We start from the raw sequence: 24,216 nt of genomic DNA, 5'->3' as shown, positions 1-24,216 counted from the left end.
CATGCCTGGTTTGGACAGGAGAACGGCGGCCAACCGCATTCTCCTGGAAGCGGCTTCGCGGCCATTTAGCAGCGATTCCATTTCCCTTGCTGAACGAGCTTGCTAATAATATCCTTGTCAATCCCAAGCAAACGATAACAAAGAGAAGGCCAACCCAAAAAGTAAATGCGCGGGGATTTTTTGCGCTCGAGGCGGTGAATTCAAGCCGCTTGGTTTGTATTTTCAAGAACTTGGAAAGAAACCGTTTTCAAGGATAGTATTCCATCTTATACTGTGGTTGCCATCTCCTGATGGCAATAGAAAATCATCGACATCAAACGAAAAGAGGTGGCAGGCAGCCCGTTTTTGAAAACGATTTCAACATCAGGGCCAACCCGCGCATCGCAAGGCCAAATCAAAGGAGGATGAAGAATGAAGAAAATGATCCTGTCGGTCGCAGCGGCGCTGACGCTGGGCGGATTGGCGGCAGGCGCAGCCTCGGCCGCGCCTGTCAGCGACGCCAACACCACCCTGTTCGGACCGAATGTCTATGTGTTCGATCCGTCCATGCCGGCGGCGGACATCCAGTCCGTGGCGACGTCGGTCTTCAGCTCGCTGGAGTCGGCCGAGTTCAGCAGCAGCCGCAAGGCGCTGCTGTTCAAGCCCGGCACGTACAACGTCAATTTCAACGTCGGCTTCTATACCCATGTGGCCGGCCTAGGGCTCAATCCCGGGGATGTCACGGTAACCGGCGGCGTCAACGTGAACGCCGACTGGGACAACGGCAACGCGACGCGCAATTTCTGGCGGGCGATCGAGAACATGACGCTGGCTCCTTCCAGCGGCAAGACGCAGATCGCCGTGTCGCAGGCCGCTCCGCTCCGCCGCCTCAACATCAAGGGCGAGCTCGACCTGTTCGATTTCGATTCCAACTGGAACGCCGGCTGGGCCAGCGGAGGCTTCCTCGCCGATTCCAAGGTCGACGGCAAGGTCGTTCCGGCCTCCCAGCAGCAGTGGTTCTCCCGCAACAGCGAGTGGGGAGAATGGACCAACGGCGTCTGGAACATGATGTTCGTCGGCAGCAAGAACGCCCCCGCGGCCAGCTTCCCCGATCCTCCCTACACCGTCGTGCCGACGACTCCGGTCATCCGCGAGAAGCCGTATCTGTACGTCGACGGCAGCGGCCAGTACCAGGTGTTCGTCCCCGCGCTGCAGAGCGGCACGCAGGGCGTCAGCTGGGCGTCCGGCTCTACGCCCGGCCAGTCGATCCCGATCAGCCAGTTTTATGTCGCGCGTCCTGAAAGCGCTACCGCGGCGAGCCTGAACGCAGCTCTCGCCCAAGGCAAGCATCTGCTGTTCACGCCCGGCATCTATCATCTGAGCGATACGATCCGCGTGGCGAACGCCAACACCGTCGTGCTCGGCATCGGCATTCCGACGCTCGTGCCGGATACGGGACTGCCCGCCATGACCGTCGCGGACGTGGACGGCGTGAAGATCGCCGGCCTTACCTTCGACGCCGGTCCTGTCAACACGCCGGTGCTGATGGATGTCGGCCCTGTCGGCAGCTCGGCCCGCCATAAATCCAATCCGACCTCCCTTCACGATCTGACCTTCCGCACCGGCGGCGCGTCCAACGGACGCAGCGACGCCAGCCTGCGCATCAACAGCAGCGACGTCATCGGCGACCATTTCTGGCTCTGGCGGGCCGACCATGGAGCCGGCGCCGGCTGGACGTCCAACGTCTCCAAAAACGGCCTCATCGTCAACGGCGCCGACGTCACCCTGTACGGGCTGTTCAACGAGCATCACAACGAGTATCAGACCGTATGGAACGGCAACGGCGGCAAGCTGTATTTCTACCAGTCCGAAATTCCGTACGACGTGCCGAATCAAGCCTCCTGGAAAAGCGGCGGAGGCGCCGTCAACGGCTACGCCTCCTACAAGGTCGCAGACAGCGTGACAAGCCACGAGGCCTGGGGACTCGGCATCTACTCCTACTTCCGCGACGCGGCCGTCAAGCTGAACAGCGCCATCGAGGCGCCCAACGCGCCGGGCGTGAAGTTCCACAACATGACGACCATCTGGCTCTCCGGCACGGCCGGCAGCGAGATCTCCCACATCATCAACAACACCGGCGGCCGCGTGTACGCCAACACCCCGGCCGAGGCGATGCGCCAGACGCTGGGTGAATGGGCGGGCAACGGCTCGGGAGGCACGCCTACCCCGACACCGACTCCGACTCCGACCCCAACCCCGACGGTTGCGCCTACGCCGACTCCGACTCCGACACCGGCGCCGGGAACGGCGCTGGACCGGACCGGATGGACCGCGACGAGCAATCCGTCGAGCGGAGACGTCCCGGCCAACCTGCTGGACGGCAGCATGGCGACCCGCTGGAGCACAGGCGCGGCGATGGCGCCGGGCCAATATATCCTCATCGACATGAAGGCTTCCAAAACCTTCAACAAGCTGACGATGGACTCCACCGGCAGCGACAGCGACTATGCGCGGGGTTATGAGGTGTATGTCTCCGCCGACGGCGCGAGCTGGGGCAGCCCCGTTGCGACGGGAATCGGCAGCGCACCCGTCGTGACGACTTCCTTCGCGGCTCAGACCGCCCGCTACATCAAGATCGTGCAGACCGGCACGAACAGCAGCTGGTGGTCGATCCGCGAGCTGAACGTGTACGGCACGTCGGGCGGGACAACGCCGACTCCGACTCCGACGCCTGGCGCAGCTCTGGACCGCACCGGCTGGACGGCGAGCAGCACGCCGTCCAGCGGCGACGTGCCGGCCAACCTGCTCGACGGCAGCATGGCGACCCGCTGGAGTACAGGCGCGGCGATGGCGCCGGGCCAGTCCATCACCGTCGATATGAAGGCGTCCAAAACCTTCTCCAAGCTGACGATGGATTCTACCGGCAGCGACAGCGACTATGCGCGGGGTTATGAAATCTACGTCTCCGCCGACGGCGCGAGCTGGGGCAGCGCCGTCGCCACAGGCACCGGCACCGGTCCCGTCGTCACCGCCTCGTTCGCGGCGAAGACCGCCCGCTACATCAAGATCGTGCAGACCGGAACGGCGACCAGCTGGTGGTCGATCCGCGAGCTGAACGTATACAGCTGAGAAGCAGCAGCCGAGAGGGACTTTCCGCGTCCCTCTCTTTTTGCGACCCCATTCTGTACCATTCGGGAGGAACTCTCGTGAAGACATGGATCCAAAAATCGACGGCACGACGCCGCATCGCCATCTGGACCGCCGTCCTGGCGCTCCTGCTGCCGCTGCTGATTCCTGCCGCGCCGCCTGCGCCGGCGGCAGCTGCGGCCGGCGACTACCTGCTCACGGCGAACCGGCTCGCCTATGCGTCCTCCGTGCGCGGCGCGAACGGTCCCCAGCTCGCCTTCGACGGCGATCCGGCGACCCGCTGGGAAAGCCGCCTCGGCCAGGATCCGCAGTGGCTTTATGTCGATCTGGGCGCTCAGGCGACCCTCTCCAGGGCGGTCATCAAATGGGAAGGCGCCTACTCCAAATCGTTCCGCATCGAGACGTCGAACGACGAGTCGGCCTGGACGCCCGTCTATGCGAACGCGAACGCCTCGGGCGGGACGACCGACGTCGCCTTGAGCGGGTCCGGCCGCTACGTGCGCCTCTATTCCGTGCAGCGGGCGCTACCCGCCTACGGCGTCTCCCTGTATGAATTCGAGCTGTACGGCACCGGCGGGGCCGGTCCTGCGCCGCAGCCCGCTCCGATCAACGCCGCGCTCGGACGTCCGGCAGTCTCCTCGTCGGAAGCCGGGGGCAGCCAGCCCAAGGACTACGCCACGGCGAATGTCACCGATGGCGGCCTCTCCAGCCGCTGGGCGTCCCAAGCGTCCGATCCCCAGTGGATCTACGTGGACCTCGGCCAGAGCCAGCGGATCGGCAAGGTCGTCCTGAGGTGGGAGACAGCCTTCGGCCGGGTGTACGACATCCAGGTATCCGACGACGCCAGAAGCTGGACGACCGTCTACCGCCAGCGCTACGGCGCGGGAGGCAAGGACGAGATTCCGCTCTATGCCTCCGGCCGCTACGTCCGCATGCTGGGCATCGGCCGGGGAACGAATTACGGTTATTCCCTCTATGAGTTCGAGGTGTATTCATACCGCACGGGCGATCCCCAGCCGAGCTACAGCATCGCCCCGCTGCCCCAGCCTTCCACCGTGCAGGTCGGCAGCGGCAGCTACGAGATCGGCGATGTGACCCAGCTCGAGCCGCTCTATCCCAAAAACCGCACGAGCGGCGTGAATGCCCCGATCCCGTCCAACGACTGGTGGCAGAACCTGCTCGTGCAGCATCTAGGCGCGGGAACCGGCATCGTCACCCTGCCGCTCAAGGCGAAATACTCCGCCAATGGGCTCGGCCTCCTGAACCCCGGAGCTGGCGCCGTCAACGGGGACGGCGGCGCGGTCAACGCCGACGGCGATCCCGACTTGTACCTGTCGGCGAGCAATCTGCTGAATCCAAAAGCGCTGGAAAGCAAGGTGGACGGCTACGGCGACTATTCGGTCCGCGTCGTCCTGAGCGACGATGATACGCCGAAGATGAAGTCGGTGCTGGCGAAAGGCTCGCCCTACGTGTACAGCATGTTCAGCGATCCGAACTCGCCGGAGCTGTTCGTCCCCGGCCTGATCCGCGCCTTCGACGATTCCGGACAGCCCCTGCTGGCGGCGGAGGGCTCCGCCGTCACAGCCGACCATATCGGGCTGGAGATCGCGACGCTGGACAACGCCGTGCAGCCGAAGGCGGCGACGCGCTCCTACGGCGTCTTCGCGCCTCCGGGAACCGTGTTCACGCGGGCCGGAGGCAAAATCAAGATGAAGCTCGGCGGTGGCGCCAATTATCTCTCGCTGGCCGGCCTGCCGGGCAGCGGCGACTTGAATTATTTCTACAAGCACGCCTATGCGTTCGTGACCGACACAAAGGTGGCGTACGGCTACGATATGAGCCAGGCCAAAGTATCCTCCACGTTCACCAGCGTCACCGAGCTGAAGCGCTCCGGCTTCTCCGCCGACACGCTGACGGCGCTGCTTCCGCATCAGTGGAAGTCCTCGTCCGCTCCGCTGACGGGGCTGTCCTACCCGTCCATCCGGGGCACGCTGAAGCTGCGCGAGGGCAACAGCTTCTCGACATCCGATTCCTTCACCGGCCTGCTGCCGCAGTTCGCGGAGCCCAATGACTCCGCCTACTCCCGCAGCGAGCTGACGGGCTATCTGAGCCAGCTCGATACGGAGCTTGCGAACACCGCCGGCCTCATGAACCAGGATCCTTACTGGCAGGGAAAAGTGCTGTATCCGGCCGCTCTAGGCGCCATGGTCAGCGACAGCATCGGCGATGCGGCCCGGCGCGACCGGTACCTCGGCATCCTGCGGAGCATCCTGACCGACTGGTACACCTATTCCTCCTCGGACGCCCTGCATACGTATTATTTCCATTACGCGCCGGAGTGGGGCTCCATCTTCCCCTGGGCGGCGGGCTGGGGCATCAATACGGGCCTGACCGACCATCACTACACCTATGGCTACTACGTGTACGCTTCCGCCGTGCTGGCATCGTTCGACAGCGCCTTCAAGCGCGACTACGGCGGCATGGTGGAGCAGCTGATCCGCGACTACGCCAATCCTTCGCGCACCGACTCCATGTACCCGTGGCTGCGCAGCTTCGACCCGTACGAGGGCCACTCCTGGGCGGGAGCCTATGCCGACAACGACAACGGCAACAACCAGGAGGCCGCGGGCGAAGCGCTGAACGGCTGGGCGGGCCTCTTCCTCTGGGGGCTCGTCACCGGCAACGACAGCTACCGGGATACCGGCGCCTGGGGCTTCTCCACGGAGCTGAAGGCGATCGAGCAGTACTGGTTCAACTACGACCATGACAATTGGATTCCCGACTACCGCCACGGCGTCGCGGGGCAGGTCTGGGGCAGCGCCTACCTCTACGGCACCTACTTCTCCGGCGCGCCGGTCAACATCTACGGCATCCACTGGCTGCCGACGGCGGAGTGGATGAGCTACTACGGACGCTATCCGCAGAAGGCGGCCGATCTGTACGCGTCCTTCCTCAAGGACAACGGCGGCCCTGAATCCGGCTGGGAGCACATCGTCTGGCCGTATCAGTCTCTGAGCGACCCGCAGGCGGCGATCGCCAAGTGGAATCCCTCCATCCTGCAAAAAAACGAAATCTTCAACTCGTACTGGTTCATCCACAACATGGCCAGCTACGGCAGCCGGACAGCTGACATCTGGGCGAGCAACTGGGCCGGCGTCGGCATCTACAAAAAAGGCTCCGCGTACACGGCGATGGCGTGGAACCCTACAGATCAGCCGATCATCGTGCAGTTCCGCAATGCCGCCGGACCGACGGGCAGCGTCGCCGTGCCGCCTCACAAGCTGGTCAAGGCCGATCCGCTGAGCCAGGGAGGCGGGGCGACTCCGACTCCAGCCCCGACGGACACGCCGACTCCGACCCCGACAGCCACGCCGACTCCGGCTCCGACAGCCACGCCGACTCCGGCACCGGGAGCGGCGCTGGACCGCACCGGCTGGACCGCGACGAGCAGTCCGTCGAGCGGAGACGCAGCAGCCAACCTGCTCGACGGCAGCATGGCGACCCGCTGGAGCACGGGAGCGGCGATGGCGCCCGGCCAGTCCATCACCATCGATATGAAGGCGTCCAAAACCTTCAGCAAGCTGACGATGGACTCCACCGGCAGCGACGACGACTATGCGCGGGGTTATGAGATCTACGTCTCCGCCGACGGCGCGGGCTGGGGCAGCTCCGTCGCCTCAGGCGCCGGCACCGGCCCTGTCGTCGCCGCCACGTTCGCCGTCAAGACCGCCCGCTACATCAAGATCGTGCAGACCGGCACGAGCACCAGCTGGTGGTCGGTCCGCGAGCTTAACGTGTACGGCGCGTCGGGCGGGACGACACCGTCGCCGTCGCCGACTCCAACTCCGACCGCCGCTCCGTCCCCGACCCCGGCTCCCGGAGCGGCGCTGGACCGCACCGGCTGGACGGCGAGCAGCACGCCGTCCAGCGGCGACGTGCCGGCCAGCCTGCTCGACGGCAGCATGGCGACCCGCTGGAGCACGGGAGCGGCGATGGCGCCCGGCCAATCCATCACCATTGATATGAAGGCGTCCAAAACCTTCTCCAAGCTGACGATGGATTCTACCGGCAGCGACGGCGACTATGCCCGCGGGTATGAAATCTACGTCTCCGCCGACGGCGCGAGCTGGGGCAGCGCCGTCGCCGCAGGCGCCGGCACCGGTCCCGTCGTCACCGCCTCGTTCGCGGCGAAGACCGCCCGCTACATCAAGATCGTGCAGACCGGCACGAGCAGCAGCTGGTGGTCGATCCGCGAGCTCAATGTCTACTTGTCCTAAGCAAGGGAACAGAAAAGGGCCGTTCCGGGCGAAGCTTCCGGAACGGCCCTTTTTCGCATGGACCCGTCTCCTGCGGCTGTCGGACCGGCAAGGGAATCTGCCCCGTTTCAATCAGGTCTTTTTGTGCATGCCCTGAACGCCTTCGAGCCTCGTTCTGAACGCTTTTGAGCAAGTCCTGACGTTTTGGGGCGTGCCCTGCCTGAACGACCTACTTCGTCTTCCCTTTCTCCTGCTCCAGGAATCGGGCCGCATCATGGCTGTCGGTCGCGGTCCTCTCCAGCTGCCGGCTGGCGGCGTTGTAGCGGAAATGGTACACGTCGATCTTGTCCTGCCCCGCTCCGTAGCCCTCGGCCAGGAGGAGCTCTCCGTCCTTCGTCTCCATGCCGCCGATCGGCAGCCTCGCCATCAGCGGTTTGGTCTGATCCTCGCCGAAGACCAGCGGCACCGAGTAGGCCTTGCCGCCTTCCAGGACGTAAAAATAAGTCAGAAGCGCATGGCAATCCGTATATTGGGGAGTGAACGCATACAAGTCAGCCGAGCCCAAGGATACGGCCTCCATCTGGACAGGCTCGGTGTCCGGCTGGATGATTCCGTCGCCGTCAAAGCCGTCCTCGTAGCGCGCCACCGGCTGCTCGGGTCCATCCTTAGGCTGCCACACCGCCTCAAAGCTGCCTGTCCACTGATGATCGTTCTCCTGTCCGAGACAGCTCGGGGCTCCAAGCCTCTCCTCCGTCACCGGGCCGGCCGGCCGGATGACGAGCTTCCCTTCCGCGTTCTCCGCGAACGCTCGCGCAGCCATGCCATCCTTGGATGGCGGGGCCGCTTGCCCATCGGGCGAAGGGGACGGAAGCGCGCCTCCTCCGGTGCCGGGTGCCGGGGAATTCGAATCGCCGTGCAAGGCTGCCGATGAAGCCGGGACGGCTGTTGCCCCCCGTTCCGACGGAGCTCCGCTGCAAGCCGTCAAAAGCAGGGCGCAAACGGAGATGGGTACGATGAAACCGCGAAGCTGCATTTCAAATCTCCTCCTGGAAGCATTTACTGCCTTCAATGACGCCTTCTCCATCCTCAAGGTTGCACAGCAGCCATCCCCTCCGGATGAGCGGCAGTGCTATCGTGCCTGGGCTTCGCCCCCGATGCGGCATGCCAGCTCGATTCTTGCAAAGGCATCCCCCCATGCTCCCGGTCGCCGCTCACCTTGACGGCTTCCTTGGAGCCGCAGCCGATCCAGAAGCGCAGAGCCGCCCCGTTCTTGAGACCGACCGCTGCCCGGACGGTCTCATAGGACCGCTCGGCGGCAAGAGAGAGGATGCCGTACACGAGCTCGCTTCCGAGCCTTCGGCCGCGATGCGTCGGATCGACAGCGAACAGGCCGATATAGAGATCCCGCTCGCCCGGGTACCCTCGGTACAGCTCCATCAGGGCGATGGGCTCCGCTGACGGTCCTTCCGCCTTCGGCTCAGCCGCGGGCGCCTCTTCCTTCAGCTCCGCCAGCCGGACATGCAGCCGATCGGGCCGGCCGGCGGCAGCTCCGGATATCCGCTCCGCGCGTTGGCTATATAGGAGGCATTCAAAGGCTGGCCTGTCCAGATCGGCAGCGGAGCGGATCTCTCGTAAAGCCGCTGCACAGGCTCGACTTCATCATCCCGCAACTTTCGAACCCGGCAGCGTTCGGACAGCCAGACGGACGGCCATGGAGTTGTCAGCATCCATGCTCCTTTTCTTCGCGCAGCATAAATTCGACTAGCATCTAATTAGATAGTAATCGAATTAAATGATGTCTGCAAGCATAGAAAAAAGGACGGAGATCTCTCTCCGTCCCAGCTTCATCTTGCCCTTTGCTTCACGGGATCAACACGATCTTTCCGCTGTGCAGCCGGCTCTCCAGCAGGCGGTGAGCGTCAGCCCCGTCCGCCAAAGCGAAGCTTCGGATGTCCGCAAGCTTCAGGCTGCCTTCCATGATCCAGCCGAACAGCTCTCCGGAACGCCGTATCCGTTCCTCCTGCGTCGTGACATGATTCCACAGGTCTCCGCCGGTCAGCGTCTTGGAGGCATCCATCAGCATGCGGGGATCGACAGGGGCGGGATCTCCGCCCGCCATCCCGTAGAAGACGACCGTACCGCGCGTTCTCACAGCGGCAAAGCTCTCCATCAGCGTCGAGCCGACGGAATCGTAGGCCACGCCGACGCCTTCGCCGCCGACGCTCCACTGCCGCACCCCGCTCACCCAATCGGTTCCGTACAGCAGCACTTCATCGGCCCCCGCCTGAAGAGCGGCCTGCCGCTTGGCAGCGGACGAAGTCAGTCCGAGCACCCGCGCTCCCTTGGCCGCCGCCAGCTGGACGAGCAGCTGCCCGACGCCTCCGGCCGCGGCATGGACGAGCACCTCGTCGCCCGGCGCGACGCGGCAGCTGTCGTTCACCAGGTAGTGGGCGGTCAAGCCCTGCAGCAGCACGGCCGCCGCCTGCTCGAAGCTGATTCCTTCCGGCAGCGGGATGGCGCGATCGGCAGGGACGCGCACCAGCTCGGCGTTGGCATGCGGAACGTCGGCGAATGCGACGCGATCCCCTTTTTTGAAGCCATGAGCGCCGGCTCCCGCTTCCACGACGACGCCTGCGCCCTCGTAGCCGAGAATATAAGGCGGCTTGCCCTCCAAGTGATAGTTGCCCCGCCTCCGGTAAATATCCGCGAAGTTGAGTCCGATCGCCTCCACCCGCACGAGCACTTCATCGGATGCCGGAGCGGGATCCGGAAGCTGTTCCACATGGAGCACTTCCGGTCCGCCGAATTCATGGAACACCAATGCTTTCACAGACATTCCCCTTTCCTAGTCCCCGTACCTTGCCCGCTATCCATTCGCTTCAAATCCATTTCCAAAAGTTCTTCTGCACCATCTTGATTCCATTGGCTGCGGCCCAGCGCTCCAGCTCGCGCATCCCTTGATCCTCATCTCCCACGAACCGGAAGTAGAGTGAGGGCGGCACGACGCGGCGTCCGCGTCTCAAAATGCCGGTATACGTTCCAAACACTCCGTAGACCCGGATTTCCCCGATTTCATCCGCCGCATGACGGCTGTCGCCAATTTTCAATCCACCGGGCGACAGAGTCAGCCGCCTCGGTTTTTGCCTCAAGCGGGCGAGCCGGATTCCGACGAGCAGCAGGAGGAGAATCAGAACGACGACGCCCATGCATAAAATCAGCGGGTTCAAATCTCCATGCCTGCTGAAGTTCGCCCCATTCACGAGCAGGACAACGGCGAGACCTATCGTTTCCGCCCACAGTACGGGCGTTTTTACGGTAATGACCTTTTGCTCGGCTTCCACCCTTTCTCCTCCGCTCCGATAAGAATCCGGCTTCAGCCCGATCACTCCGGCTGCGGATCGGACTGCTTCCTTACTTGTTCCAAATAAGCCGTCACGCGGAGGGCTTCCGCCTCGTCGAAGACAAAACCCGCCGCCTCGGCCACCTCGGAGCTGACCCGGCGAAACAGCCCGCCCACAGCGAACAGAGCCCTCCATATGCTTTCCAGGCTGGCATCGGAATACGTCGCCATCAGCTCGCTCCATGTCCCCGTTTCCACATGCTGCCGCAAATACTTGCCGTTTTTGCCCGTGCTCACGCTATATCCCGTCGAAATGCCGACCTGCCAGTCCAGCATCGTCAGCAGCATCGGCCGGACATAGAGATTCAGGTGGTCGTAAGCATACAAATGCTCCTGCCTCCACAGCCCCTTGGCGACATAGGTCGCCACCCACCAGAACTCGTTGCAGCAGCCGGCATACTCCGATGCGGTCGGGGGCTTGACGCGGTAGTCCTCGTCGGTCGGAGGAGGCAGCTCCGGCAGCAAGCCGTCCTTGTCGAGCAGCGCCACGGCCAGCTTGTCCTCGCAGGCATACTCCGCAGCCTGCTCCTTCTCAATCAGCGTCAGGTCGATGCGGTTGCCATCCGCCAGCTGCATCAGGTAGGCGTATCGTCCTTTGCGGTCCGAAGGAAACAGCTGGCCTTCGTCCGGCCTCTGCATGATCAGGCGTTCTCCGAAGACGTCTGTCCAGGCATGGTTTTCCACAAAAGAATCCAGCTCCGTCACCAGATAAACGATGTCGTAATCCTGAAAGCGATCCTTCGGCACGTTCGCATTGGTCCGCGAGCCGTTCATGAAGACCGCCCGCACGCGCTCGTCCTGCCGGGCATAACCCAGAATCAAGTCCATCATCTGCTGTTCCGTTCTCATGTTTCCAGCTCCCTTGGTTGTCTTGGCTTCGAGGTTGTCCAGCACGGCTGAATCCAGGAGGCGGTCCCCTTGCCGCGGATGGGCGAGTGCGGTACGGAGTGCGGGACGGGCGAATGCGGGACGGACGAATGCGGGACGGGCGAATGCGGGACGGGCGAATGCCGGACGGACGAATGCGGAACGGGCGTCAAAGCTTCGCAAACGGTTTTTTCATTTCCCTTTCTCCCCCTCGGAATGATCCTCGTCTCCGTCATTGTATCCCCTGCGATGACGCCTGGCCTCTGCCTAAGACCGGGAACGGCTGAGTCCTCTCTCCTCCAGCGCTTCACGCAAGACTTCCAGCCTGCGCTTGGCTTCCTTGATGCCGCCGCCCATCGTTATCCCGATTCCAATCCCGGCCTTCCTCAGCTCCGCTCGCAGGCCGGAGTTGGCCGACCGGTCCTCTTGAGCAACCTCCGGAAGCAGATATAACTCTCTATTTGGATATCGCATGAAAAGGACATACAAGCTTTGCAGCATGCGATTTTCCGACTTGGAGGGCAGCTTGGTCAGAACAAGCGTCGACAAGTTGTCCGTCACATTTCCCAGCTGTATCGTGACGAGGTCAGGCTTATCCCAGTTCCTCTCTTCCTGCTGGCCGATCAATCCCTCCAGCTGCACCAGACTGATCATCAAGTCGTTTCCATAGAGCTGCTGCTCCACTCTGTCCATCTGCCAGCATCCTCGGATCAGAAGGACGGCAAGCAGGATGGAGAACAGAACCGATGCTCGAAAGGCCCATTTTCTTCTCGCCATCAGGCTCAATCCTTCCTCCCGGGAACAGGCATCGCCAACGGTTGCAATAAAACGATACTCGGTTCTTCTTCGGAAAGATTCCGAAATCCTTTATTCAGGAGATCACATTCGTGATGACAGAGTCATCCTCTTCGCGCCGAAAGGAAAAACGGAAGCACGCCAACAAGCCCTTCGGGCTGTCAGAACGCTGCTTCCGCCTGCCGTTTCCACGTTGAATTCATTTCGTCTATCGCGGCAGCGTCGAGATTTCAAAGCCCGTTCAACGACGGCAGCCAGCCGGTCAGCCTCCAAGCTCCGTTCTCCTGTTACCTTGAACAAACTTCGCGAACAATAGCCTAACCAGCGGCCCTACGACCAGCAGCTGCAGAGGAAGAGCGAAGATGAAATTATGTCCTACGAGGGAAAAATAGCTGCCGAGCCATGATTCTCCGGCCAAGCCGCCGGTCAGGCGGGTCGTCGCCAGTCCATAAAGAGACATGCAGAGAACCATGCCGGTCACCATGCATAAAGCCAGGGACAGAATGACGTATATTTTCTTGGACTTGTCATAGGGCAAGGAAAAGGCGGCTTTCTTCGCAATCGGGCCGACGACAAACAGCTCGAGCAAGGAAGCGACGACATAAACCAAGAGCAGCTGAACGAGAACTTCTTTCCACGTCATCGTTCCAAGCAGATCATGCGTGTAGAGATTGTAGAACGTCATGAACACGACCATTCCCAAGCACATCATCAATCCGAAATAAATGTCTTCCTTCTTCGTTGCGGGCATTTCCCATCATCCTTTCGTTTATCCTTGTCAGTATAGAAAGGATGGGACCTCCCGCATAAGTGAACACTTTGTGAACGTTCAAAGATCAGGACCTTTGTTGTCTGGACCGGCCATAGAGGCGTTCCGGGGCTGATCTCTTCCCATCGGAGGAGCGTGTTCAGTTTCTTATGCCTTTATCGCTTGCATGGAAAGGCGAAGAAACCCAAGCCATCCCCTCGGCGGCTTCGGTTTCTCCGACTGTATTTCAGCTCTAGTGCTCCCCCAGCACAATCCCGATTCTTCCGCCGCCGACCGACAGCTTGTAGGTGCGGATCCGGGTGCGTTCGCTGAACAGAGACTTGCCGGTGCGGATATCAAACTCCCATCCATGCCACGGACATCGGAGAATTTCGCCTTCCCTCCCGTAAGCATACTCGTACACGCCCGATGGACTCGTCGTCCCGGACACCCTTCCTGCGCACATCGGAGCCCCTTGATGCGGGCAATAGTTGTGCAGCGCGTAAAAATTTCCGCCGATACGGAAGATGCCGATTTCCCGTCCCTCCACCTGCACGACGGCGAATCCTCCTTCCGGCACCTCTTCCTCGGCCAGCACATCATGGACGGCCACGTGATCCCTCCTTTGCTGGACTATTTCATCCGGCCGGTCTTCAGACAGACATCGGACTCGACCTTTCAGAGCGGCTTGCGGTCTTGGGGCGTCATCCACTGTATAAAATCCAGCTGGCCTCATGGCATATTGCTGGTTGCTGAATAATTGAATTCGTATCGGACATTGGATCCGCTATTGGACGGTTTTATCGAGTTTTGGAATCGTGTCGGACATTGGATCCGCTATTTGGCGATTTTATCGAGTTTTGGAGTCGTATCGGACATTGGATCCGCTATTTGGCGATTTTATCGAGTTTTGGAGTCGTATCGGACATTGGATCCGCTATTTGACGATTCCGTATCGGCATTGAAATAGAAACATGAAAATAACGGATCGTATGTCCGATAGCCTCCCCTTAGAGGCCAGATGGGCGGAAATAACGGATCGTATGTCCGATCCGAGATGCATCAGGAGCTTGACGCGATCACCTGGCCCCTACAATCCATACAGCCTCTTCGCATTGCCGTAGAAAATCTTGCGTCGCGCCTCCGGAGACAGCTTGCGCAAAATCATGTCCGGAGCGTCGAAATCCCAATGAGGGTAGTCGCTGGAATAGAGCAGCATATTCTCCGCATCGAACATTTCGAACAGCTCGGCCAGATGCTTCGGATTGTCCGGCTCCTCGATCGGCTGCGTGGTCAGAAAGCAATGGTCGCGGACATATTCGCTCGGAAGCCGCTTCAGCCATGGGACGGTGGAGCGAAGCGCCTTGTAGTTCTTGTCGAGACGCCACAGCAGCGGAGGCAGCCAGCCGACGCCGCCCTCGACGAGCACGAGCCTCAGCCCCGGATACTTCACGAACACGCCCTCGCAGACAAAGCTGACGAGATGGGCCATGAACGTCTGCGACAAATTCGTGTGCCACTCCAAGTACCGAGAAGGGTAGCCGGCGGCTGTAGGCGCCGTCGAGCTGCCGCCTCCTTCCGCTCCGGGATGGACGGCGAGAGGCAGGCCGCTGCGCTCCGCCGCTTCATAGATGGGATGATAGTTCCGCTGACCGAGAGGGGAACGGGCGGCGCTGGAAATGATCACCTCGACGATGTCCGGGTGGCCTCCGACCCGGTCGATTTCCCGCGCCGCCAGCAGCGGATCGAGCGTGGATACCGCCATCGCTCCCTTGAAGGCCGGATGCTTGCCAAGCCACTCCGCGATCAGGTAGTCGTTGTACGCCGAACAGACCGCCGCCGCGTAGTCCGGATCATGCGTCGAGGAAATGTTGTAGACGACTCCGGTCAGGATGGCCGCCTCGACATTGTACGGCTCGATCAGCTGCCGGATCATCAGCTCCGGATCGGACCCGGCCTTGCTGCCGTCGGCAGGAATGGAATCCTTCTTCATGACTCCTATCGGCGAATAATAACCGGAGCCGGAATAACCGATCCCGCTGCCCGCCACGCGGGATCGCCATGGCTCAGCCAAATAGGGCAGCAGAGCCGAATCCGCCTGCTCGTTATGGACATCCGCGTCGATGAGCGGGAGCTTTTCGTTCACGTTCACCCTCATCCTCCTCCTTTGAACGTCATGGCCTGCCACGCTTGTTCCGGCATTCAAGCCATGACGGATGCTGGCATGCGGTCCTGGTCATTCATCATCCGTGCATGCTGCTGCCGAGCATCCATCCGGCTTGCTCGACGAATGCGCATGACGCAGCCAATGTGTCCAGCCCGTCCGGATAGGCACCTTGCCTCCAGATGTGTCCACCACAACCCTGAAGGGCAATATGCCTTTCATTTATGTCATCGAGCTTTACGCCTTAAATCGTTGATGACACAGATCTTTACGCCACAGATCCTTTACGCCCTAGATCTTTACCATATAGATCCTTCACGCTCTCAGCGTCACTTCCCGCCGTAAGTCCGGGTATAAGCCTTCTCATACATGGCGAGCAGCTCGTCGGAGCCGAGCTTCTTGCACTGAGCGACGAACTGGTCGTAGCTCTCGTCGGTGATCGGCGTTTTGCCGGTCACGAATTCGGTCAGCTTCTGCTCCAGGTATTTGCTCAGGCTGCTCAGCTTGGATTTCTCCAGCTCCAGCTCCTCCTCCGTCTTGACGGCCTGCTTGGGAGCCGGAAGGACGAATTTCTCATACCGGGCGTTGATGTCCTTGGACTTGTCGCTCAGCCCCCGCTCCCAGGCGGCCCTGGATTTGGCGTTGTCGAGCGTAATCATGTCGTACCAGACGCCCCAGTCCTTGCGCAGAGTCGTGAACGGCGACGCCCCGAAGTCCTTGTTGTACATGGGAACGCCGTTCTCCATCGTGTAGGTTTTGCCCTCGATCCCGAGCGACAGATAGTTCGAGCCTTCCTCGCCGACGAGGTAGTCGAGGAACTTGACCGCACGCTCCTTGTCCTTGACCTTAGCCGAGATTGCGCGGCCGACGCCGCCGACGACCGGACGGGAGAACTGATAGTTCTTCACGCCGTCCGCGGCGAAGGAGGGAATCGCATCCAGCTCGTAGCCGGCCGTGCCCGCCTTGACGGCTTTGTCCGTCAGCGTCTCCAGGTCGGCTTTCCAGAAGTAGGTGACGAGCGACTTGCCTGTCAGAATCCGCTCCTCCCATTGGGCGTCCGTAAGCAGCGAATACTCCGGATCGAGCAGCTTTTCGCTGTAGAGCTTGTTCAGGAACAGGATCATGTCCTTGTAGCCCTTCTGATAAGGGGCGAACGCATACTTGCCGGTCTCGGGATCCAGGTTGTAGAAGCCGTGGATGCCCGTGAAAATCCGGCCGAATACCGTATACAAGCCCGTGTCCCCGACGATCGCGTTGGAGATGAGAGGATAGCTTTTCGGCTCCTTCTCCTTGAGGGCCTTGAGATAGCGGTAGAATTCGTCCAGCGTTTCGGGAGCCTTCAGCTGGTATTTGTCCATGAGGTCCTTGCGGCTGTACCAGATGAAGTTGAAGCCCTTGCCCTCCGCATCTCCCTCCAGCACCGGCACGGTGTAGATGCCGCCGTCGGCGCCCGTGGCCACCGCCTTGGCCTCGGGGTACTTGTCGTAGAAGGCCTTGAGATTCGGCGCCTTGTCGAGATAGTCCTTGAGGTTGAGGAACACCTTGTCCGGACCGTTGTCCCGGCCCTCCTGCGTGCTGACTTGGATGAAGTCGGTCACGGAGCCCGTCGCGATCATGATCTGCTTTTTCTCCGCGAGCCCTTCCTGGCTGACGACCTGGAACTCCGGCTTCACCCCGGTCTTGGCTTCGATTTCCTTGAAAATCTCCCAGTCCGGACGCACCTTGCCCTCGACCCGGTCATAAACGAGCCATGAATAGGTGATCGGCTTGCCGTCCCCCTTGCCTCCTTCTCCGCTCTCTCCTCCGTTGCTGCAGCCGGCTGCGACCGCTCCCGCTAGCGCCAGCATCATCCATGTTTTCGCCGCTCTCTTCTTTCGGATGTCCATGTTCATGAGCCTCCCTTTAAGGTTCCATATAAGACCGGTCTCCTCAGCCCTTCACGCCGCCGATCATGGCGCCTTGCACGAAATATTTCTGGATAAAGGGATACACGCACAAGATGGGCAGCGTCGCGATGACAATCATGGCGTACTTGAGCGTCTCCAGATGCGTCAGGTCGCCCTCCCCCTGCACGGTTTCGCCTGCGATGAGGATATTGCGCAGCATGATCTGCAGCGGATACAGGCTGCGGTCGTTCAGATAGATCAGCGCATCGAAAAAGGAGTTCCATTGGTTGACGGCGGTGAACAGCCCGATCGTCGCCATCACGGGCATGGACAGCGGCAGCACGACCCGCAGCAGCACCTGCAGCGGATTGCAGCCGTCGATCGTCGCGGCGTCCTCCAGCTCCTCGGGCAGCGCCTCGAAGAAGGTGCGCATGATGAACAAATACCAGGTGCTGACGAGCGAAGGCAGCACGATCGCCCAGATCGAATCCAGCAGGCCCAGCTTCTGCACGACGAGGAACGTCGGAATCATGCCTCCGCCGAACAGCAGCGTGAATGCGGCCATGAGCAGGATCGGCTTTCTTCCCGGCAGCCATTTCTTGGAGAGGGGATAGGCCATCCCCGCCGTCACGAGCAGCGTCAGCGCGACCTGCACGGCCGAATAGCGGATCGTGTTCCAATAGCTGATCCACACGTCGCGGTTGCCGACCAGCTGATCGTACGCCGCCGTCGTGATGCCCTTGGGCCAGAGCAGCACTTCGCCGCTCGCCACCAGCGCGTTGCTGGAGATCGACGCCGAGATGACGTAGATCATCGGATAGACCATGACGGCCATCAGCAGCAGCATGAACAGGATATTGGCGGCGTCGAACAGCCGGGAGCCGAAGCTTTCCTTGATTTTCACGGGGTGCAGCCTCCTTTCACCATAGGCTGGTGCCGGAATGCTTGCGCACGATCCGGTTGGCGGTCACGACAAGAACGAGTCCGATGACGGACTGGAACAGGCCGACCGCCGTCGCGAAGCTGAAGTCGGCGTCGAGAATGCCCCGCCGGTAGACGAAGGTGTTGATGACGTCCGAGGTTTCGTAATTCATGGAGTTGTAAAGGAGCAGAATCTTCTGGAAGCCGATCTCCATGAAGTGGCCGAGCGTCAGGACGAACAGCACGATCATGACCGGCACCATCCCGACAAGCGTAATATGCCGGACCTGCCGGAACCGGCTCGCGCCATCCATCTTGGCCGCTTCATACAGCGTCGGATCGATGCCCGATATGGCGGCGAGGTACAGAATCGTGCCCCAGCCGATCTTCTGCCAGATCTCGGAGCCGACATAGATCGTCCGGAACCAGCCCGGCTCGCCGAGGAACATGATCGGCTCCAGGCCGAACAGCCGCTCCAGCGCATGGTTGACGACTCCGGTCGACGGGGACAGGAAGGTGACGAGGATGCCCGCGATGACGACGGTCGACAGAAAATGCGGCATGTAGCTGATGCTCTGCACGAGCCGCTTGAACCAGGTGATGCGGATTTCATGGAACAGGATCGCCAGGATGATCGGAGCGGGAAAATGGAAGAGCAAATCGTATACATTGAGCAGGACCGTGTTGCGGATCAGCTTCCAGGCATCCGGCGTCACATAGAAGAACTCGGCAAAATGCTTGAAGCCGACGAACTTGCTGCCAAGAATGCCTTTGCCGACCGAGTAGTCCTGGAAGGCGATGATGATGCCGTACATGGGGACGTATTTGAAAAGAATGTAGTACAGGATGCCGGGAAGCATCAGCAGGTAAAGCGCCCTGTGCTTCCTCAGTGCCGGCAGCAGCCGGCGGCCGCTCGTCAACATGACCACCTCCTCGTGGATTCCGGAAGATGGCTCCACTATACGAAGCGGATCGCGGTGCCGTAAAGCATGCATCCTTGCGGCTTGTAGCCGTTTCCGCCATGCCCGTCGGGAAGGGAATCGGCAGCGTTGGCGGCGCAAAAAAGGACCCTCGGGGAAAAAACGGACCCTCAGGCGCCTGTACGGGCGCCGGGGCGGGAGGAGCGGTATTGCGCGGGCGTGACGCCCTCGTATTTGCGGAACACGCGAATGAAGGAATGGCGTCCCCAATAACCGACCTTGCCCGCGATGTCGTCGATCCGCAGGTCGGTGGACAGCAGCAGCTCCTTTGCTTTCTTCAATCGGTACATCGCCAGATACTCCACGTACTTCTCCCCGACCTCTTCCTTGAACAAGCGGCTGAAATGTCCGGCGGACATGCCCAGCTGGCAGGCGAAATAATCCAGGGAGAGCTCCTCGTCGTAATGCTCATGGATATAGTCCAGCACCGCGGCGAACTTCTTGGCCTTGCGATCCTCGCAAGGCTTAGGGAAGAGCACTCCGTGGATGAGCGTGAAGCATTTGCGGAGCTCGTCTCCAGTCATGCAGCGGCCCAGCTGCTCGTACAGCCCCGCATGGACATGGCCGGCAACGTCCCGTTCGGACGTCGAGGCGCGGATCCAGGCGTTCAGCAGATCGGCGCAGAGCGACTTCATCCGCACGGCCGTCATTCCCCCGACGGCTCCCTCGCCGATCAGAGAATAGGCGGCTTCGAGCAGTCCGTCGTAATCCTTGCTGCCGCACAGATTCGTCACCCGATTGAGCTCCTTGACGGGAAGGAATGCACGCGCGGCCCAGGCCGATTCGGCTCCGGATTCCGGGACGGCGCAAATTTCCACATCCGTGCCGAGACTTCTCTGCTGCAGGGAATCGATCGCCTGCCTGCACGAAGCCGGCAGCTCCTCGACCGTCGCGGCATCGCAGCCGACTCCGATCGTCGCGGTGTAGTAAGCGGCATGATGCAGGAGCGCGGCCCGGATTCTGCCGGCGCATTCGGCCGGAGAGATTCCCCCGGGAGCGGATTCGGCGACGCATGCCAGCAGTCCGGAAGGAAGCTCGGCGAGCCGAATCGGAGGAGGCAGCAGCTCCAGGATCCGTTCCTTCAGCTCCGTCATGAGAATGCGTCGGGACTGCCCGGAGAGCGGCATCTCCGGATAGGCTCCGTAATGGATCTCGATGCAGAACACGGTCATGGCCGTCCCCGAATCCCTGTCCGGCAGCAGGCCCAATTCTTCGGCCTCGTCCTCCGGAGCTCTGCCTTCGCCAAGCAGCAGCCGGGCCAGAAGATGCTCGCGCAGCATCGGCAGCAAGCCGTCCATCCGCTTGGACAGCTGCCGGTTCTCCGAGACGATCAGCCGGGAGTAGTCACGGATGGCATCGAGCTCGCTCCCTCTCGCCAGCCGCCAGCCGCTTGCCGGCTCCAAGGCTCGCTGCATTCCGAAGCTTTCCCGGATTTCCCGGATCGGCCGGTAGCTCCTCCGGCTCAGATGGTAGGATGCCAGGCCGCCCACGACGAGGAAGAACAGCAGGAACATCCAGCTGACGATCCGGATTGCGGTGACCGGCTTCATGAGCGCCGGCATGTCCACTACGCTCAGGTAGGCGAAGCCGTTGTCCAGCTTGGAAGGAACGAGCGAAATGCCTTTGTCCTCCGCCATGCGGAAGGAGGAGCCGGGATAGACGAGCGAGGACAGCCTGAGCGCCTCTCCGCGGTCCAGACCGCTTTGGCCGATGACCTCCCCTTCACGGTTCAGCAGCATCGTTCCCGCCGCCCACGGCTCCGGGATGCGCAGCAGCTCGCCGAATGCCCGCTGATTGAGCTGCACGACCAGATAGGCTTCAGGCGAGTCGGTATTGAAAGGATAGCTGATGACGGCGGACTGCTGCTCGGTGCCGGTCAGGACAAAGTCGAGCATCTTGCGTCCTTTGAGCCCTGCCGCCAGCTCATGCCGCATCCCGTCGCCCAGCGGGTAGCGCATGGTGAAATAATAGGATTTTCCGGTGTAGGCATCGGGATCGATCACCATGTCTTCCTTGGCCATGTACAGATAGACACGGGAAGCGAGAGGATCGGCCTCGACCTTGCCGAGCTGCTGCCTCAGGGAATGGATCATCTCGGAGCGCTCGCGGTCCTCCAAGGAACCGCCGGCGGTCCGGAGCAGCCCGGACAGACCGGAGCCGGACAGCATGCCGAGCATGTTGGCTCGCAGCGACTGGAAAGAAGCGTCCGTCTGATCGGATACGCGGGACACCATGACATCGCTCAGCTTGCGGGCGTCGTTCTCGATCAGGCGCACCGCCAGCACCTGGGCAAGCGCGCAGGCCGCGATGGCCGGAACGAGGATGAGCGCGAAGTAGCTGGCGAAGTACCTGCGGAATAGCGAGATGCGGAACGAGTGCTTGCCGGGAGAGGATGCCATAGCCTATACCACCTTTTTGGAAGGGTAGGTACCGCCTGTAACGGGACTTGGACAAGGACAGCGGGCGGATCGATGATGAGTAGTGATGGATGGTGACGGATCGATTGACGGATGGATAGACGGATTGCTGGTGATTGGTGATTGGTGATTGATGATTGGTGATGGATGATTGGTGATGGATGGATTGTTGAAAGACTGATGCAGGATTGATGAGTGACCTTGGACGGATGAAGGACGGATGACTTCGCATGGAGAGAATCAGACAGCAAGACAAGGAAAATTTATTTCCATACTAACACAATTTACTAAAATTTTATTTTATTTCTTTCGGATTAGAACCGGGTTGACGGTCTCGGCAAAAATGGAACGCCCCGTTCTGATCGCCCGCCTCTTTTCCTCTCCCGATGAACGTAGGGTAGAGGATGGAAACGCCTGACAGCTGCTGCTTCCAGCCGTTTTAAGTCAAGGACATGCCGCATCCCGTCGGGATCGAGCTGCCGCCATCAGTTGTTTGCTGCGCGTCAGTTCTAAGCTTTCACCGGAGCTGATTTAGGCTGTGGCACAGGGCTTCGCAGATTAGTTTATCGATAAAAAGCTTGGTTCTATCGTTCTCTTTTCCCGGAATCGGACATACGTTCCGCTATTTGTCCCTAGAAGTCCCTTTCGGCCTTGTATCGGACATACGATCCGTTATTTTGGATTCTTTATCATGAACGCAATAGGAATTGATAGAATAAGGGATCCTATGTCCGTTTCGCATCCCAAACTCCGCTTGTCCTCCAAATAGCGGATCCTATGTCCGATAACTCCTGGCCTATATGGATCCTACATCAAAAAGACCCCCTCGAATGGAGGCGGTCGCGGAAAGCGCCAAAGCGGAAGGTTCCTGCAAGGCGGATTGATGCAGGGATTTCGGAATGGCGCGGCGGGTCAGCATTACGGATCCTTGTTGCGGTTAGCGATAAGGTAAAGGGATTACTGATTCTGCTGCGGATCGGCATTGTAGTGCATTGCTGCGGATCGGCCTTACGGTTTGGATGTTGACTATCGTTGCTCTTCTCGGTCTTAAGGCCTCGCCTCAGACCGGGAACGAACTGGAATTGATAGAGCCTTGGCTCGCAGCCCCGTCCACATCAAGAGGGAGGGAAGAAGGAATAACCAGAACGTGCGGCCCGGCTCGGGGGAGAAACCAAAGGCTTCCGCCATCGGAAGGGAATGAATGTTGTACGCAAGGAAAATCATCCCGTTGAATCCCATCATTCCAGGAGAGCAGCCCATGGCAAACAGCAGAACCGTTCCCGGCAAGGACAATCACGTGGATAGCGAAAGACAACCAAATATCGCGTCTCATAGTTCCCCCTCCGCTTCAACAATTCCCTGTTAAAGGAAGCGATTCCAATTTATTATGAAACCTGGCTTTCACCCTAGAACTCTTTCGGAAAAAGCGGCTTCCATCTGTAACATTTTCCTGGCATCCCCCGTCAGAGGAGGATGAAAAGGGCGGCCTGCCGCCGCCAATTCATGACATGACAGGAGAGATGCATCGATGAACAAACATCCTAAAGGCAAGACAGCCTTGCTGTCCGCAGCCATTCTGTCCCTTACGGCCGCTTCGGTCATTCCCATGGCCTCCGCCGCAGCCGCCTCCGTGCCGGCCACGGCTGTTCCGATCAACGCTCCGATCAGCTCCCCGCAGCCTGAAGAGCAGCAGCCCGTCGCGGCCTTCGCGCCCGTGACCGGCAAGGTCAAGGAAATCGCCGACTTCGGCAAGACGGGAGACAAGCTCGTCACGGTCGTGAGCGAAGGCGACTCCATCACCAACTTCGTCGTCAGCAAGGACACCTACCAGTCCGGAACCGATCTGGTGAAGAGCGGCGCCGAGCTGACCGTCTTCTACGACACCCGCAAGCCGGCCATCTTGATCTATCCGCCGCAATACCCGGCCGAGGTCATCGTTCCCGCAGCCGACGGCGCTTCCTCTTGGAAGGTCGATCAGTTCACCACGAGCAAGGAAGGCGCTGAAGGCCTGCTCAGCCTGGACAAGATGCTCCTGATCCGTCCGTCCGACCAGACGAAGATCATTCTGGAAGACGGAACGCCGTTCACCGGCGAGCTGTCCGGCCGCTCCCTCGCGGTCAAATACGGCATCAGCACGAAGAGCATTCCTGCCCAGGCTGCGCCGGAAGAGATCGTCGTCCTCTTTGAGGAAGCCGTGCCTCCGATCGGCCAAGCGCCCGGAGACGGCGCAGATCCGGAAGCTCCTATCGACGTGACCGACAAAACCATCGTCGTGGAGGGCAAGATCCTGAAGGGATCTGCCGCCTACACGGACGCCGAAGGCACGGTAATGGTTCCGCTTCGTCCGATCGCTGAAGCGCTCAAGTACAAGCTTGTCTGGGACGCCAAAACCAAGTCGACCCTGATCGGCCCTGGGAGCAGCCTCCAGATCGGCAAAGACTATTACGTCTACAACCGCACCGCTCCGATCGAGCTCGGAACGGCTCCGGCTCTCGTGAAGGGAAGCACGTATGTGCCGCTGTCCTATTTTACGGAAGTCCTTCGCATGAACAACGCTTATGTGTTTGAGGACAGCATTGTCATCGACAACGGCGAGAAGATGCAATAACAGCAGCTCGGCAAGACTCCGTTCGTCTCGTTCATTCCGGTTGAAAAT

17 protein-coding genes are annotated in these 24,216 nt (G+C 60.7%); 3 read left to right on the top strand and 14 right to left on the bottom strand.

The window, feature by feature from the left end; genetic code table 11:
• Positions 1-411 precede the first annotated feature (411 nt).
• Both CIC07_RS04280 and CIC07_RS04275 read left to right on the top strand, forming a co-directional pair.
• Positions 412-3,108, top strand: a complete 2,697-nt coding sequence (locus CIC07_RS04280) for a discoidin domain-containing protein (protein ID WP_076358691.1) — start codon at positions 412-414, stop codon at positions 3,106-3,108.
• A gap of 77 nt (positions 3,109-3,185) precedes the next feature.
• Positions 3,186-7,403: a discoidin domain-containing protein gene (locus tag CIC07_RS04275; protein ID WP_076358690.1), complete on the top strand. Its 4,218-nt coding sequence runs from the start codon at positions 3,186-3,188 to the stop codon at positions 7,401-7,403.
• Between the two features lie 208 nt (positions 7,404-7,611).
• Here the strand turns inward: CIC07_RS04275 and CIC07_RS04270 are convergent, their stop codons facing one another.
• The 14 genes from CIC07_RS04270 to CIC07_RS04205 form a co-directional block, all read right to left on the bottom strand.
• Positions 7,612-8,415 carry a hypothetical protein gene (locus CIC07_RS04270; RefSeq protein WP_076358689.1) on the bottom strand — a complete coding sequence of 268 codons (804 nt, stop codon included), beginning with the start codon at positions 8,413-8,415 and terminating at the stop codon, positions 7,612-7,614.
• A gap of 53 nt (positions 8,416-8,468) precedes the next feature.
• On the bottom strand, positions 8,469-8,819 hold the full coding sequence (locus CIC07_RS04265) for a GNAT family N-acetyltransferase (protein ID WP_076358688.1): 351 nt from the start codon (positions 8,817-8,819) through the stop codon (positions 8,469-8,471).
• A gap of 62 nt (positions 8,820-8,881) precedes the next feature.
• Positions 8,882-9,109 (bottom strand): hypothetical protein, encoded by a 228-nt coding sequence (locus CIC07_RS04260; protein WP_076358687.1) that lies wholly within the window; start codon positions 9,107-9,109, stop codon positions 8,882-8,884.
• A 134-nt stretch (positions 9,110-9,243) separates the two neighbouring features.
• The gene (locus CIC07_RS04255) at positions 9,244-10,212 is read right to left on the bottom strand and encodes a quinone oxidoreductase family protein (RefSeq protein WP_076358859.1); all 969 of its coding nucleotides are present in this window, start codon (positions 10,210-10,212) and stop codon (positions 9,244-9,246) included.
• A gap of 49 nt (positions 10,213-10,261) precedes the next feature.
• Positions 10,262-10,723 (bottom strand): hypothetical protein, encoded by a 462-nt coding sequence (locus CIC07_RS04250; RefSeq protein ID WP_139334447.1) that lies wholly within the window; start codon positions 10,721-10,723, stop codon positions 10,262-10,264.
• A 41-nt stretch (positions 10,724-10,764) separates the two neighbouring features.
• Positions 10,765-11,832 carry an aminoglycoside 6-adenylyltransferase gene (locus CIC07_RS04245; protein WP_327205397.1) on the bottom strand — a complete coding sequence of 356 codons (1,068 nt, stop codon included), beginning with the start codon at positions 11,830-11,832 and terminating at the stop codon, positions 10,765-10,767.
• Positions 11,833-11,916: 84 nt separating this feature from the next.
• Positions 11,917-12,426 carry a hypothetical protein gene (locus CIC07_RS04240; protein ID WP_076358685.1) on the bottom strand — a complete coding sequence of 170 codons (510 nt, stop codon included), beginning with the start codon at positions 12,424-12,426 and terminating at the stop codon, positions 11,917-11,919.
• A 280-nt stretch (positions 12,427-12,706) separates the two neighbouring features.
• Entirely contained in the window at positions 12,707-13,195 is a 489-nt protein-coding gene (locus CIC07_RS04235; protein ID WP_076358684.1) for a DUF2798 domain-containing protein, read from the bottom strand.
• A gap of 250 nt (positions 13,196-13,445) precedes the next feature.
• Positions 13,446-13,805 (bottom strand): Rieske (2Fe-2S) protein, encoded by a 360-nt coding sequence (locus CIC07_RS04230; protein WP_076358683.1) that lies wholly within the window; start codon positions 13,803-13,805, stop codon positions 13,446-13,448.
• A 477-nt stretch (positions 13,806-14,282) separates the two neighbouring features.
• A complete protein-coding gene (locus CIC07_RS04225) occupies positions 14,283-15,344 on the bottom strand; it encodes an amidohydrolase family protein (RefSeq protein ID WP_094248336.1) in 1,062 nt (353 codons plus the stop codon).
• A 341-nt stretch (positions 15,345-15,685) separates the two neighbouring features.
• Positions 15,686-17,242, bottom strand: a complete 1,557-nt coding sequence (locus tag CIC07_RS04220) for an extracellular solute-binding protein (RefSeq protein WP_234993034.1) — start codon at positions 17,240-17,242, stop codon at positions 15,686-15,688.
• A gap of 43 nt (positions 17,243-17,285) precedes the next feature.
• Positions 17,286-18,146, bottom strand: coding sequence for a carbohydrate ABC transporter permease (locus CIC07_RS04215; protein WP_076358681.1), 861 nt, complete (start codon positions 18,144-18,146; stop codon positions 17,286-17,288).
• A 16-nt stretch (positions 18,147-18,162) separates the two neighbouring features.
• Positions 18,163-19,086, bottom strand: coding sequence for an ABC transporter permease (locus CIC07_RS04210; protein ID WP_076358680.1), 924 nt, complete (start codon positions 19,084-19,086; stop codon positions 18,163-18,165).
• A gap of 167 nt (positions 19,087-19,253) precedes the next feature.
• On the bottom strand, positions 19,254-21,542 hold the full coding sequence (locus CIC07_RS04205; RefSeq protein ID WP_076358679.1) for a helix-turn-helix domain-containing protein: 2,289 nt from the start codon (positions 21,540-21,542) through the stop codon (positions 19,254-19,256).
• Between the two features lie 1,546 nt (positions 21,543-23,088).
• Here CIC07_RS04205 and CIC07_RS04200 point away from each other — a divergent pair.
• Positions 23,089-24,168 carry a copper amine oxidase N-terminal domain-containing protein gene (locus CIC07_RS04200; RefSeq protein ID WP_076358678.1) on the top strand — a complete coding sequence of 360 codons (1,080 nt, stop codon included), beginning with the start codon at positions 23,089-23,091 and terminating at the stop codon, positions 24,166-24,168.
• Positions 24,169-24,216 lie beyond the last annotated feature (48 nt).

Origin of the sequence: Paenibacillus sp. RUD330, from assembly GCF_002243345.2 — a bacterium.
Taxonomy (GTDB): Bacteria; Bacillota; Bacilli; order Paenibacillales; family Paenibacillaceae; genus Paenibacillus_O.
The sequence above is the reverse complement of the archived record's forward strand: the minus strand, read 5'-3'. Positions and strand labels throughout refer to the sequence as shown.

Coding starts and splice junctions, on each gene's coding strand:
- CIC07_RS04280 (WP_076358691.1), top strand. CDS start 412: ATGAAGAAAATGATCCTGTCGGTCGCAGCGGCGCTGACGCTGGGCGGA.
- CIC07_RS04270 (WP_076358689.1), bottom strand. CDS start 8,415: ATGCAGCTTCGCGGTTTCATCGTACCCATCTCCGTTTGCGCCCTGCTT.
- CIC07_RS04265 (WP_076358688.1), bottom strand. CDS start 8,819: ATGGAGCTGTACCGAGGGTACCCGGGCGAGCGGGATCTCTATATCGGC.
- CIC07_RS04260 (WP_076358687.1), bottom strand. CDS start 9,109: ATGCTGACAACTCCATGGCCGTCCGTCTGGCTGTCCGAACGCTGCCGG.
- CIC07_RS04240 (WP_076358685.1), bottom strand. CDS start 12,426: ATGGCGAGAAGAAAATGGGCCTTTCGAGCATCGGTTCTGTTCTCCATC.
- CIC07_RS04235 (WP_076358684.1), bottom strand. CDS start 13,195: ATGCCCGCAACGAAGAAGGAAGACATTTATTTCGGATTGATGATGTGC.
- CIC07_RS04220 (WP_234993034.1), bottom strand. CDS start 17,242: ATGGACATCCGAAAGAAGAGAGCGGCGAAAACATGGATGATGCTGGCG.
- CIC07_RS04210 (WP_076358680.1), bottom strand. CDS start 19,086: ATGTTGACGAGCGGCCGCCGGCTGCTGCCGGCACTGAGGAAGCACAGG.
- CIC07_RS04205 (WP_076358679.1), bottom strand. CDS start 21,542: ATGGCATCCTCTCCCGGCAAGCACTCGTTCCGCATCTCGCTATTCCGC.
- CIC07_RS04200 (WP_076358678.1), top strand. CDS start 23,089: ATGAACAAACATCCTAAAGGCAAGACAGCCTTGCTGTCCGCAGCCATT.